Annotated in this window: 11 protein-coding genes; 6 read left to right on the forward strand and 5 right to left on the reverse strand. The window is 66.3% G+C overall.

What is annotated here, in order from left to right:
• Positions 1-56: 56 nt before the first annotated feature.
• Positions 57-1,055, forward strand: coding sequence for an NAD(P)H-quinone oxidoreductase (locus ACVMIH_RS23480; protein WP_057017706.1), 999 nt, complete (start codon positions 57-59; stop codon positions 1,053-1,055).
• A 120-nt stretch (positions 1,056-1,175) separates the two neighbouring features.
• On the forward strand, positions 1,176-4,052 hold the full coding sequence (locus ACVMIH_RS23485; RefSeq protein WP_076827342.1) for an EAL domain-containing protein: 2,877 nt from the start codon (positions 1,176-1,178) through the stop codon (positions 4,050-4,052).
• Between the two features lie 113 nt (positions 4,053-4,165).
• On the opposite strand, the gene ACVMIH_RS23490 is transcribed toward ACVMIH_RS23485, so the two are convergent.
• Complete coding sequence (locus tag ACVMIH_RS23490; protein ID WP_057017704.1) at positions 4,166-4,444, reverse strand: DUF7662 domain-containing protein; 279 nt, start codon at positions 4,442-4,444, stop codon at positions 4,166-4,168.
• A gap of 115 nt (positions 4,445-4,559) precedes the next feature.
• Between ACVMIH_RS23490 and ACVMIH_RS23495 the strand changes: the two genes are divergently transcribed.
• On the forward strand, positions 4,560-6,053 hold the full coding sequence (locus ACVMIH_RS23495; protein ID WP_456855163.1) for a sensor domain-containing diguanylate cyclase: 1,494 nt from the start codon (positions 4,560-4,562) through the stop codon (positions 6,051-6,053).
• 222 nt (positions 6,054-6,275) lie between these two features.
• Here the strand turns inward: ACVMIH_RS23495 and ACVMIH_RS23500 are convergent, their stop codons facing one another.
• The 4 genes from ACVMIH_RS23500 to ACVMIH_RS23515 all read right to left on the reverse strand — a co-directional run bounded on the left by ACVMIH_RS23500 (position 6,276) and on the right by ACVMIH_RS23515 (position 10,566).
• The gene (locus ACVMIH_RS23500; protein WP_057017702.1) at positions 6,276-8,309 is read right to left on the reverse strand and encodes a DEAD/DEAH box helicase; all 2,034 of its coding nucleotides are present in this window, start codon (positions 8,307-8,309) and stop codon (positions 6,276-6,278) included.
• 343 nt (positions 8,310-8,652) lie between these two features.
• Positions 8,653-9,000 carry a hypothetical protein gene (locus ACVMIH_RS23505; protein ID WP_076827336.1) on the reverse strand — a complete coding sequence of 116 codons (348 nt, stop codon included), beginning with the start codon at positions 8,998-9,000 and terminating at the stop codon, positions 8,653-8,655.
• Between the two features lie 178 nt (positions 9,001-9,178).
• A complete protein-coding gene (locus ACVMIH_RS23510; protein ID WP_456855161.1) occupies positions 9,179-9,865 on the reverse strand; it encodes a haloacid dehalogenase type II in 687 nt (228 codons plus the stop codon).
• Between the two features lie 86 nt (positions 9,866-9,951).
• Positions 9,952-10,566, reverse strand: coding sequence for a CGNR zinc finger domain-containing protein (locus tag ACVMIH_RS23515; protein WP_456781817.1), 615 nt, complete (start codon positions 10,564-10,566; stop codon positions 9,952-9,954).
• Between the two features lie 186 nt (positions 10,567-10,752).
• Between ACVMIH_RS23515 and ACVMIH_RS23520 the strand changes: the two genes are divergently transcribed.
• From ACVMIH_RS23520 to ACVMIH_RS23530, 3 genes are read left to right on the forward strand one after another with little or no spacing between them, the layout of a single operon-like run.
• Entirely contained in the window at positions 10,753-11,448 is a 696-nt protein-coding gene (locus ACVMIH_RS23520) for an alpha/beta fold hydrolase (protein ID WP_076827333.1), read from the forward strand.
• Positions 11,449-11,481: 33 nt separating this feature from the next.
• Positions 11,482-12,081 (forward strand): TMEM175 family protein, encoded by a 600-nt coding sequence (locus ACVMIH_RS23525; protein ID WP_456863488.1) that lies wholly within the window; start codon positions 11,482-11,484, stop codon positions 12,079-12,081.
• A 40-nt stretch (positions 12,082-12,121) separates the two neighbouring features.
• Positions 12,122-12,976 carry an alpha/beta fold hydrolase gene (locus tag ACVMIH_RS23530; protein WP_456863491.1) on the forward strand — a complete coding sequence of 285 codons (855 nt, stop codon included), beginning with the start codon at positions 12,122-12,124 and terminating at the stop codon, positions 12,974-12,976.
• Positions 12,977-13,061: the final 85 nt, after the last annotated feature.

Genomic DNA, 13,061 nt, shown 5'->3' on the forward strand with positions numbered 1-13,061 from the left:
CGATGGAAAAGGCGGTATGCCATCCGCCGATCCTCTCCACTGACCAGGGACCAGCCATGCCAAATCTGCCCGCGCAAATGACCGTCGTTGCCATCAGCAAGCCGGGTGGCCCTGAGGTGCTGGTGCCGGAGACCCGCGCGGTGCCGGTGCCGAAGGCCGGCGAGATTTTGGTCAAGGTCGCGGCCGCCGGCGTCAATCGTCCCGACGTCGCGCAGCGCTCCGGCTCCTATCCGCCGCCGCCCGGCGCCAGCGACCTGCCCGGCCTCGAAATCGCGGGCGAAGTGGTCGCGCTCGGCGAAGGCGCAAAGCACAAGATCGGCGACAAGGTGATGTCGCTGGTCGCCGGCGGCGGCTACGCGCAATATTGCATCGCGCAGGACGCGCAGGCGATGACCGTGCCGCCCTCGCTGTCGATGCAGGAAGCCGGCGCGATTCCGGAAACGCTGATGACGGTGTGGCACAATGTGTTCGAGCGCGGCGCGCTGCAGGCCGGGGAGACGCTGCTGATCCACGGCGGCTCGTCGGGCATCGGCACGATGGCGATCCAGCTTGCCAAGGCGTTCGGCGCCAAGGTGATCGTCACCGTCGGCTCGCAGGACAAGGCCGATGCCTGCCTCAAGCTCGGCGCCGATCACGCGGTCAATTACAAGACCGAGGATTTCGTCGAGGCGGTGAAGAAGGCCACCGGCGGCAACGGCGCCAATGTCATCCTCGACATGGTGGGCGGCGATTATATCGACCGGAACTATGACGCCGCCGCGGTCGAGGGCCGCATCGTCCAGATCGCGTTCCTGTCGGGAACACCGAAGGCCACGGCCAATTTCGCCAAGCTGATGGTCAAGCGGCTGCACCACACCGGCTCGACCCTGCGCCCCCGTAGTAATGCGGACAAGGCGGCGATGGTCGCGGCGATCGAGGCGAAGGTGCTGCCCTTGCTGCGCGAAGGCCGCGTCAAACCGCTGATGGACAGCACATTCCCGCTGGAAAAGGCCGCCGACGCGCACCGGCGCATGGAGACCAGCGAACATATTGGCAAAATTGTGTTGGCGGTTTAACCCTCGCGACGGAAGCAGGGGCGGAAACCCTTTGATTCCCTTCGCTTTCGTGTCATTTATCGCGCCACCGCCGGGCCGGTCGCCGGGTCCGGTCAGTTTGTCGATCGCGGAGTACTGACATTGCGTCTGATCAGGTGCCTTGCGCTGCTCGCGCTGGGCCTCATGATGTTTGCCGCCGCGCCTGCCGCGTATGCGATCGACGCGGTCAGCGTGCGCAGCGATGCGCCCGCGATCGATCTGACGGCGGTTCTCGACCATCAGCGCAGTGAAGCCGACCGCATCCAGGTCTCCACCGCCCCCGGAACCGACGGCATCGTGCGCCGCATCGAGGTTCGCGCCCGCGAAGGCGGCCAGAACTGGGTGGTGTTCGCGCTCGCCAACAACACCGACGACCAGCTCGACCGCCTGATCGTTGCGCCGCACTACCGCATCGTGTCGTCCGGCCTGCTGTGGCCCGACCTCGGCCTGTCGCGCATCGCCACCATCACGCCGTCGGTCGGCGATCGTCCCGAGCGGCAGGAGAGCCCGACCGCCGACGTGTTCCGCATCACGCTCGATCCCGGCGCCGTCGTCACCTATGTCGCGGAACTGCGCACCGACAAGCTGCCGCAGCTCTATCTGTGGGAACCCGACGCCTACAAGGACAAGGTCAATTCGTTCACGCTGTACCAGGGCATCGTGATCGGCATCTCGGGCCTGCTCGCGCTCGTGCTCACGATCTTGTTTGTGGTCAAGGGCAGCATCATGTTCCCGGCCGCCGCGGCGCTGGCCTGGGCGGTGCTGGTCTATATCGGCGTCGACTTCGGCTTCTGGGGCAAGGTGCTCGACATGTCGAACAACGCCGAGCGCGTCTGGCGCGCGGCGGGCGAGGCGATCCTCGCCGCGACACTGCTGGTGTTCCTGTTCGCCTATCTGAATTTGAGCAGATGGCACGTCCGCTACTCGCACATCACGATCGGCTGGCTGGTCTTCCTCGGCTCGCTGGTCGCGCTGGCGCTGTTCGATCCCGCGGTCGCTTCCGGCATCGCGCGCATGTCGCTGGTGATGATCGCCTTCGCCGGCTTCGCGCTGATCGTCTATCTCTCGACCCACGGCTTCGACCGCGCGGTGCTGTTGATCCCGACCTGGTTCCTGCTGGTGGTCTGGGTGGTCGCGGCCGGCATGACGGTCGCCGGCTCCGTCACCAACGACATCGTCGGCCCGGCGCTGCTCGGCGGCCTGGTGCTGATCGTGATGCTGATCGGATTCACGGTGATGCAGCACGCCTTCGCCGGCGGCGGCGCCACCACCGGCGTCGTCTCCGATGTCGAGCGCCGCGCGCTGGCGCTGACCGGCTCCGGCGACTTGATCTGGGATTGGGACGTGTCAGCCGACAAGGTGTTCACCAGTCCCGAGACCGAGGCCCTGCTCGGCCTCAAGCGCGGCACGCTGGAAGGCCCGGCGGCGAAATGGCTCGAGGTGCTGCACCCGCTCGACCAGGACCGCTTCCGCGCCGCGCTCGACAGCGTGCTCGACCAGCGCCGCGGCCGCCTGGTGCAGGATTTCCGGCTGCGCACGCCCGACGGCCACTTCATGTGGTTCGCGCTCAAGGCGCGGCCGGTGGTCGGCTCCGACGGCGAGGTCTCGCGCGTGGTCGGCACGCTCACCGACGTCACCGAGTTCAAGAACTCCGAAGAGCGGATGCTTCATGACTCCGTCCATGACAACCTGACCGGCCTGCCGAACCGCCGGCTGTTCATGGACCGCCTCGGCGCAGTGGCGAATCTCGCCAAGACCATGCCGAACCTGCGGCCGACCCTGATGGTGATCGACCTCGACCGCTTCAAGCAGGTCAACGATTCCGTCGGCATCGCGGTCGGCGATTCCATTTTGCTGACGCTGGCGCGGCGGCTGACCCGCATCCTCAAGCCGCAGGACACGCTGGCCCGCATGGCCGGCGACCAGTTCGGCCTGATCCTGCTGTCGGAGCAGGACCCGGCACGGATCACCAATTTCGCCGAGACCATCCGCAAGACCATCCGCGCGCCGATCGCGTTCAACGACCGCGAGATCTTCCTGACCGCCTCGATCGGGCTTGCGTTGTCCGACCCGGCGGCGCCGCTGACCGACGAGATCATCAAGGACGCCGAGCTTGCGATGTATCATTCCAAGCGGATCGGTGGCGACCGCATCGACGTCTACAAGCCGGCGATGCGGGCGCGCAAGACCGACCGCCTGACGCTGGAGAGCGACCTGCGCCGCGCCATCGAGCGGCAGGAGATCACGATCCTGTACCAGCCGATCGTGCGGCTGGAGGATCGCGCGATCGCCGGCTTCGAGGCGCTGGCGCGCTGGGATCATCCCAAGCTCGGCCGGATGTCGCCGTCGGAGTTCATCAACGTCGCCGAGGAGACCGGCCTGATCGTCGATCTCGGCATGTTCGTGATGGACCAGACCGCGCGCCAGCTCGCGGTGTGGCAGCGCGCGATGCGCGCCCGCGAGCCGATCTTCGCGTCGGTCAACGTGTCGTCGCGGCAGCTGCTGCGTCACGATCTGATCCACGATATCCGCACCGTGCTGTCGCGCTCCTCGGTGGCGCGCGGCACGCTGAAGCTTGAGCTGACGGAATCGCTGGTCATGGAGAATCCGGAGCACGCCGCCCAGATGCTGGCGCGGATCCGCGAGCTCGGCACCGGGCTGTCGCTCGACGATTTCGGCACCGGCCACTCCTCGCTGTCCTATCTGCAGCGCTTCCCGTTCGACACCATCAAGATCGACCAGTCCTTCGTCCGCACCACCAGCCGCGGCACCCGCCCGGTGATCCTGAAATCGATCATCGCGCTGGCGCACGATCTCGGGATGGAGGTGGTGGCGGAAGGCGCCGAGACGGATTCGGATGCCGTCGAGCTCTACCAGCTCGGCTGCGAATACGCCCAGGGCTTTGCCTTCGGCGAGCCGATGGACGCCGATGCGGCGACCCGGCTGCTCACCGAGGAACGGCTGGAAGCCGCGAGCTAACTCTTGTCGTCCCGGCCTCGTGCGCAATTGCGCACGGGAGCCGGGACCCATACGCCGCGGCCCATCCATGACGCGCTGGGGCCGGTTGCCTTCGTAACAACAACGCCCTGTGGTTATGGGTCCCGGCGTTCGCCGGGACGACGGTTGGGCATGCGCTTGAACCTGACGCTCTTGCCGTCGGCCTGGCGGGTGGCGATGTAGCCGGCCTCGAGGCAGGCCTCGCGCTGCGGCATCTTCTCCTGCGGGCTGCGCAACGTCTCCCACCACGAGGCCCGGTGCGCGGCGCGCGGCAGCGCCGCATCGATGATCGCCTCGATCTCCTCGAAGGTCAGCACGAATTCCGGCAGATGCTGCTTCTTCAGATAATCCCGCAATGCGTCGTAGTCGTTCACAACGTCCTCGATGACAAAAGTCCGGCAACCACCCGTTAACCCATTCGGCGGCTGCTGTCGCCATTTAAGGCGACAACAAGATTTCCCGTTGCATGACGGCGCATTGGAGCGGGACATGTCATTTCGACGGCGAAACGACGCAAGGCGGCGCTGGCGGCTATCGGCAAAGCTGCTGATCGCGGCGTCGGTTGCGACCGTCCTCGGCTTCTCCGCGGTCTGCGCCGGCGTGATGTTCGACATGCGCCGCGGCGAGGAGGAACTGGCCCGCCGCACCCTGGAGAATCTGGCGTCGGGGATCGAGGCCGACATCAGCCGCAACATCGAGCTCTACGACCTGTCGCTGCGCGCGGTCGCCAGCAATCTCGAGATGCCGGAGATCCGCAATATCAGCAAGGAACTGCGCCAGCTGATCCTGTTCGATCACGCCGCGACCGCAAAACATTTCGGCGCGATCCAGGTGTTCGACACCAAGGGCAATTTGACCATCGACGCAGCGAGCCTGGATCCACGGCCGGAGACCCGCAGCGACGAGGAGTACTTCACGGTCCAGCGCGACAATCCCGATGCCGGCCTTTACATCAGCCGGCCGATGCTGCATCGCGGCGCCTACGCCATCGTGCTGAGCCGGCGCATCGTCGACGACGAGGGCCGCTTCCTCGGCGTCGTGGTCGGCTCGATCCGCTTCAGCTATTTCCATGACCTGTTCGGGCGGCTGAACCTCATGCCGGGTGACACCATCACCGTGCTGCGCAACGACCGCACCATCATCATGCGGACGCCGTTCGATCTCGACGTGATCGGCAAGAACCTCGCGGAGCAGCTCGACTGGAAGGCCGAGAACCTGAAGGTGGGCGGCGCCTTCTCCGGCAAGGGCCCGGTCGACGACATACCGCGGCTCTATGTCAGGCGCAGCAGCTCCGGGCCGCTTTACGTGGTGGTCGGCAAGCCGCTCGAAGCCGTCTTCAACCTCTGGCGCACCGAGGCCATTCGCATCGGCGCGATCATGGCGTTTCTGATCCTGTTCGTGCTCAGCGCAACGCTGGTGCTCGCCCGCGAGATCGTCCGCCGCGCCGACGCCGAGGACAAGCTCGAGGAGATGGCGACCACCGACGCCCTCACCGGCCTGAAGAACCGGCGCAAGTTCGACGGCGAGATCGAGCGCGAATGGCGCCGTGCCGGCCGCTACGGCCAGCCGGTCGCGCTCTTGATGATCGATGCCGATCATTTCAAGGCCTACAACGACACCTATGGGCATCAGGCCGGCGACCAGGTGCTGGTCGGGATCGCGATCTGCATTTCGGACGCGGTGCGCCGCGCCGGCGATTGCCCGGCGCGCTTCGGCGGCGAGGAGTTCGCCGTGCTGCTGCCCAACATGACCGCGCTCGAGGCCTTCAACCTGGCCGAGACCATCCGCCGCAAGGTCCAGCAATGGTGCGCGGGCGAACTGATCACGACAGTCAGCATCGGCGTCGCCAGTATGCGGCCGACCGCGGGCCAGCAATGGTCCGATCTGATCGAGGCCGCCGACAAGGCGCTCTACGCCGCCAAGGCCAACGGCCGCAACCAGTCGGTGCTCGCAACCGTGCCGAAGATCGCGCTGGTGGCGTGAGGGGCCAAGCGGGCGTCACAAGCAATCAGTTAGACGCGAAGCCCTCTCCGCATCGTCGTCCCGGCGAAGGCCGGGACCCATAACCACAGGCGTTCGTCGTCGAAGCGAGCTGCGGCTCCAGCGTTAGGCAACAATGAGCATTCGGGGTAATGGGTCCCGGCCTTCGCCGGGACGACGGTGAGGATGTGGCACGGCTTGTGACTCACACATCCGCACGCCAACTCAGCCCCGCCGCTTCTTCTTCGGCTTCTTGCCGAACTTCGGCTTCGCCGACACGTCCGGCCACTGCGTGGGTCCGGCGTGGCTGGACTTGCCCGGATGCTTCTTTTTCTTTCCGAACCGGGGCTCCTCGCCGGATTTCGGCCTGAAGCCTTTTCCGTCCCAATCGGATCGGAACGAGTCCCTGGATTCCTTCTTTGACGCGTATTCCTGACGCGAACCGCTCGCGCCTTCGCTCGAAAACGCTCTGGCCTCGCGGTCCGGCGTGCCGCGCCGCTTTCCTGCACCCTCGGCGCGCGGCGCGCCGTATCCGCCGTCGTCATCACCGCGCCAGGGCTTGCGCGCCGGCTTCTCGCGCACCTCTCCCTGCGGCGCGCCCGCCAGCGGCTCGATGCGGATGCTGTCTTCCTTGTCCGGACGCTTGATCTTGACCGCGAAGGAATCCGCGACCCGCGCGGCGATCTCGAATTCGGTGCTCGTATCCATGATCTTGATCGCGCCGATGTCGCGCTTGTCGATGCCGCCACGGCGGCAGATCATCGGCAGCAGCCAGCGGGCTTCGGCGCTCTTCCGGCGTCCGATCGCGGCGCGGAACCAGACGGTCGCCTCCTCCATGCCGTGACGCGCGGAGGACTTGCCGGTCTTCGATCGCGGCCCGGCGGCACGATCATCGCGGCGCGAGGCGCGCTCGCCGCGACGATCGTCGCGGTCCCGACCGCGTCCCTCGCCGGGATCGAGAATGTCTTCGGGCGCAGGCAGCCGCGCACGGTAAAGCCGGGCGAGCGCTGCGGCAATCGCCTCGGGCGCGCGTTCGGCGAGCAAGGCCTGCGCCAGCGCCAGATCATCTGACGTCGCCTCTTCGGAGAACACTGCATCCTGCAGCAGGCGATCATGGTCGAGCTTGCGGATCTCCTCCGCCTGCGGCGCGGAGCCCCAGACCACATCGATGCCGGCGAGATCGAGCAGCAATTCGGCGCGCCGCCGCCGTGCCGGCGGCACCAGCAGGATGCTGACGCCCTTGCGGCCGGCGCGGCCGGTACGGCCCGAGCGATGCTGCATGACCTCCGGGTCTTTCGGCAGATCTGCGTGAATGACGAGATCGAGGCTCGGCAGGTCGATGCCGCGCGCCGCGACGTCGGTCGCGACGCAAACCCGCGACCGCCCGTCGCGCAACGCCTGCAGCGCCTGGGTCCGCTCGTTCTGGGTCATTTCGCCCGACAGCGCGGCGACGGAGAACCCGCGCTCGAGCAGCGCCGCCTGCAAATGCCTGACGGCCTCACGCGTGTTGCAAAACACCAGCGCGCTCGGCGCCTCATGGAAACGCAGCACGTTGACGACGGCGTGCTCGACATCGTCGGCGGCCACCCGGATGGCGCGGTACTCGATATCGGCATGGCCGCCTTCGTCACCCGCGACCTCGATCCGGAACGCCTGCTCCTGATACTGCTTGGCAAGCGCGACGATGCCGCGCGGAAACGTCGCCGAGAACAGCAAGGTGCGGCGGGTGTCCGGCGTGGTCTCGAGGATGAATTCCATATCCTCGCGGAAACCGAGATTGAGCATTTCATCGGCCTCGTCGAGCACGACGACCTTGAGTTCCGAAATGTCGAGACGGCCGCGCCGCAAATGGTCGCACAACCGGCCGGGCGTCCCGACCACGATGTGGGCGCCCTCGGCAAGCTCGCGCTGCTCGCGGCGCGGGTCCATGCCGCCGACGCAGGAGACGACGCGGCCGTCGGCGTGTTCATAAAGCCAAGCAAGCTCGCGCTGGACCTGCAAGGCGAGCTCGCGCGTCGGCGCGACGATCAGGGCCAGCGGGGCGGCGGCCGGCTCGAACCGCTCGGCGCCGTCGAGCAAGTCCTTTGCCATGGCTAGGCCATAGGCAACGGTCTTGCCCGAGCCGGTCTGGGCCGAAACCAGGAGATCACGGTCGACCGCGTCGGCGGCGAGCACGGCGAGTTGGACCGGGGTCGGTTGATCGTAGTTGCGCTCAGCCAAGGCGCGGGCGAGCGGCGAACTTGTGGTCGGAAAGGGCACGAGATGGGAAACCTTGATTGGTCCGGGCGCAGAACGTCGAGCGGGACGACCTGGAGCTGCGTACCCGGCAGGCGGCACAGCCGCATGACGATTTGGGCTGCTTTACGCCAAGAAGCGCCAAATCGCCATGCCCCCGTCGCAGAAAAGCTGGCGCCCGGATCAGGCGGCCTGCCCGATCCGGGCCGTAGGGCTGGTCAGCGCGATGGCGGGTGACGGCTTCGCCTAACCTGCAAGACCGTCCGGTCGGCGACAGCCGCCGCTACTTTGCCGCCTTGGCGCATTTGAGAGGTCAAGAGGAACGAGAACGGGGCAAGCACCGTTGCGGGACTCTCTCGACGCGGCATCACTTCGCCTTGAGCGCCTTCTCGTGGCTCTCGAGCGCCGCTGTCATCAGCTTCGGCAATTGCGCGGCATAGACCTCGATGAAGGTGGCATCGCCGCAGGCCTCCGGATCGCGCGCGGCCTGCTCGGCGATGCGCGCGGCCCTGGCCTCGCATTTCGCGAACATGTGCCAGAACCAGTCCGCGTTCTTGCCGAGTGCCGGCTTGTTCTTCTTGATGACGGCGGCGCCGACCGCGCTCATCGCGCTGACGACGCCGGCGCCCAGCGTGCTGATGGCGCGCGCGTTGAGGATGTCCTCGCGCCCTTGCGCGGTGGCGTTGGTGGCGGTCGCTCGTCCCTTGGCCGGCATGCTGTGAGCTCCTTCGATCCCTGCGGCGGATGCAGCATCGGCCGCGGAAGTTGAGGAAAGCTCAAGGGGCATGGTTGAGAACCGCTATGGATTTCATTCCGGTTTTATGCGCTTCCGAGCGATCGGGCCTGGAGGGGCGCTTTGCCCTCTTCTCCGCGCGGGAATCCGTCAGGCGTCGTTACCCTTTGGCGCCGTAGCGGCGGATCAGCTGACCAACGACATCGTCGAGATCATTGCCGACGACCTGCGGCTGCGGGCCGACGCCGAGGACATCGTTGCCGGGACGCTTGATCAGCGCGGCCTCCCAGCCGGCCGCGACCGCGCCCAGCGTGTCCCAGGTGTGGCAGGCGATCAGGCAGAACTCCGAGGGCTTTGCCCCGAGCTCCTTCTCGACATAGCCATAGGCCTGCCGCGACGGCTTGTGATGCTTGACGCCGTCGGCGGAGAAGCGCCGCTCGAACAGATCGACGATGCCGCCATGGGTCAGCTGCCGGGTCTGCACCTCGAGCAGATTGTCGGTCAGCGTGAACAGGCGGAAACCCGCCGCGCGCAGCCTGCGCAGCGCGCCGGGCACTTCGCCGTGCGGCGGCATGGTGGAGAATTTCTCGGTCAGCTCCTGCTTGTCGGCATCGTCGATCCTGATGCCGCGGGTGTCGGCCAGCATCTTCATGACCGCGGCGCCGATATCGGTGAACGGCACGTAACACCCCGCGACGGTGAGCGAGGCCGAGTACATGATGAAGTTGGCGAACCACAGCCGCATCGCGCTCTTGTCGTTGAAGATGCGCGCGAACACCGGCTCCATGGTCTCGAGGTCGAGCAGGGTTTCGTTGACGTCGAACACGATCAGGGGAAGTGCCGCCATTTTGTTGGGCTCCTGTTGGGCTTTGTTTTGAGCATGATCTTTTCGGAAAACCGCTACGCACTTTTCCGGATCATGCTTTGGTGGTCTCAGCCCCTGTCCTTCATCCGGCTGCGGTGCGCGGCCTGCTTGGCGCGGTTGCCGCAGATCGCCATGCTGCACCATCGGCGCGCCCGCGCCCGCGTGTGGTCGGCAAACATCAGCGTGCAGGCCGGGCCCTCGCACGCCTTGATGTCGGAGAAGCTTTCCTCGCAGACGACCCTGGCCATCGCTTCCCCGATCGGCAGCAGCAATGTTTCGGCCGAACGCCAGCGCCGCGTCCGCTCCAGCGCGAAACCGTCATGGCCGCCATCGCCGTCCTTGTGGCGATGCGCCACGATCCGGCTGAACGCCTGATCGCTTTCCAGCAGCCGGTTCAGCGGCTCGATCTCCTTGAGCGCACGCGGCGCCAGCGGCCGGCCCATATGCTTGCGCACGAAGCCGCGGAACCACTCGCGCAAATCGCGGGCCTGACCGGCGACGTCGTCGAGCTCGCCCGGCGTCGCGCGCGCCTTGAGCTCGTCGAGCACATCGGGCGGCACCAGCTGCGCCTGCGCGAGCCAGCGCAGCAGGCCGTCGCCATCGCCGATCCAGTCGACCGGCGTATCGACCGGCGTCGCGATCGAATTGATGAAATCGATGCCCAGGCTGTCTGCGATGAACATCGCGGGCGGATGGGATTGCACGGTGACGCCCTCCTGGCGGCTTTCTGACGGCTTCCTCAGTCACGGAAATAGTAACCTGATAAAAATCATTTGACAAGTTACGCGTCCTGGACCAAAAATGCGATAACCTGTCAAACAGCATTTTAGAGGTTACGGCAAAACGGGCCTGAAACGAGGGAGCGGACAATGTCGAACAAGGATGTCAGCGTGGTGCTTGCGCATGGCGCGTGGGCCGACGGCTCGAGCTGGGCGCGGGTGATCACGGCGCTCGACGCCGAGGGCATTACAGCGGTGGCGGCGCCGCTGCCCCTCACCTCGCTCGCCGACGACGTCGCCGCGCTGAACCGCACTCTGGACCGCGTCGCGGGCCCGGTGGTGCTGGTTGGCCATGCCTATGCCGGCGCCGTGATTGCCGAGACCCGCTCGCCGCGCGTCAAGGCGCTGGTCTATGTCGCGGCGCTGGCGCCGGATGAAAGCGAGACGGTCGCCGACGTATTCTACCGGCTGCCGCCGCATCCGTTCGCGCCGAAGCTCGCGCCCGACGCCAATGGCCTGATCTGGCTGCCGGAGTCTGCTTTCGCAGCGGCCTTTGCGCAGGGCGCGCGGTCCGAGGACCTTGCGGTACTCGCCGCGGTGCAGCGGCCGATCTCGCCGGCCTGCATCACCGTGCCGGTCGGCCGCCCGCTCTGGAAGGACGTCCCGAGCTGGTTCCTGGTTGCCGAGGACGACCGGATGATCGCGCCCGAGACTCAGCGCAGCATGGCGGCGCGGATGCAGGCGACCGTGCGTTCACATCCCGTCGATCATACCCCGATCGTCACCGCGCCGAAGCTCGTCACCGACATCATCCGGGAAGCGGTCGAGAACGTTACAGAGCACTGACCTCTTCCCACGATTCCGGACAGGAGAGCTGCCATGCAGGAGAAACGTCTCTCGGCCGACCGGCGCGGCGCGTTTTCCGATGCGGTGATCGCCGTCATCATCACGGTGATGGTGCTCGAGTTGAAGGCGCCGGAGGGCTCGCGGTTCGCCGACCTGCTGCCGCTATGGCCGACCGCGATCAGCTGCGCGGCGAGCTATCTGTTCATCGCGGTGATCTGGGTCAATCATCACCATCTGCTGCATCTCGTGCAGCAGCCGACGCCACGGCTGATCTGGCTGAACTTCGTGCATCTGTTCGCGGTCTCGCTGCTGCCGTTTGCCACCGCATGGGTCGCGCGATCGCACATGGCCGCCGCGCCGGTGGTGGTCTATGCGGTCATCTTCCTGCTGATCGATCTCGCCTATCTCGCCTTCGAGCGCGCGGTGCTGACGCAGGCAGACCAGAGCCTGATCTCCGAGCGCGTGCGGACATGGACGCAGCGCCGCACCTTGCTCGCCGTGCTGGTGTTCGCGGCCGGCGCCGCCATCGCCCCGTTCATGCCGCTGCTGGGCTTTGCCACCGTGTGCTGCGCCCTGCTGCTCTATCTGCGTCCCGAAGCGATCAGCGGGCTCGCGAAGCAAATCAAATCCTAAGTCCCGGAACTCACCAACGCACGATCACAAGGAGTGACAGATGTCCCAGGTCAAATACCGCATTGCCGATGTCGACGGCTTTAACATCTTCTATCGCGAAGCCGGTTCGCCCGGCGCGCCAAAGCTGCTGCTGCTGCACGGCTTCCCGAGCGCCGGCCACATGTTCCGCGATCTGATCCCGCAGCTCGCGGACAAATTCCACATCGTGGCGCCGGATTTGCCCGGCTTCGGCCAGTCGGACATGCCGCCGCGCGACAAGTTCAACTACACTTTCGACAGCATCGCCGGCGTCATCGATCGCTTTACCGAGGTGATCGGCTTCGATCGCTTCGCGGTCTATGTGTTCGATTATGGCGCGCCGACCGGCTTCCGCCTGGCGGTCAAGCATCCGGAGCGGATCACGGCGATCATCTCCCAGAACGGCAACGCCTATCAGGAAGGCCTCAGCGACGGCTGGATGCCGATCAAGGCCTATTGGCAGGATCCCTCGCCGGCGAACCGCGACGCCTTGCGTGCGTTCCTGACGCCGGAGACCACGCGCTGGCAGTACACCCACGGCACATCAGATCCGCAAACGGTGTCGCCGGACGGCCAGAACCTCGACAACTACTACATGGCGCGGCCCGGCGCGCACGACGTGCAGCTCGATCTGTTCGGCGACTACAAGAGCAACGTCGCGCTCTACCCCACCTTCCAGACTTACTTCCGCACCCACCAGCCGCCGTTCCTCGCGGTGTGGGGCAAGAACGATCCGTTCTTCCTGCCGCCGGGCGCCGAGGCGTTCAAGCGCGACAATCCGAAGGCGGTCGTCAAATTTTTCGACACCGGCCACTTTGCGCTGGAAACGCACGCCGCCGAGATCGCGCAGGCTATCCGCGAGTTCCTGAACCGCTGACTCAAGGATGTCGGCACCCACAACTCTATCCGCGTCTTTGCGAGCGAAGCGAAGCAATCCATAGCTCCGCACAACGGAAGGATGG

This window comes from Bradyrhizobium sp. USDA 4503 (genome assembly GCF_054055815.1).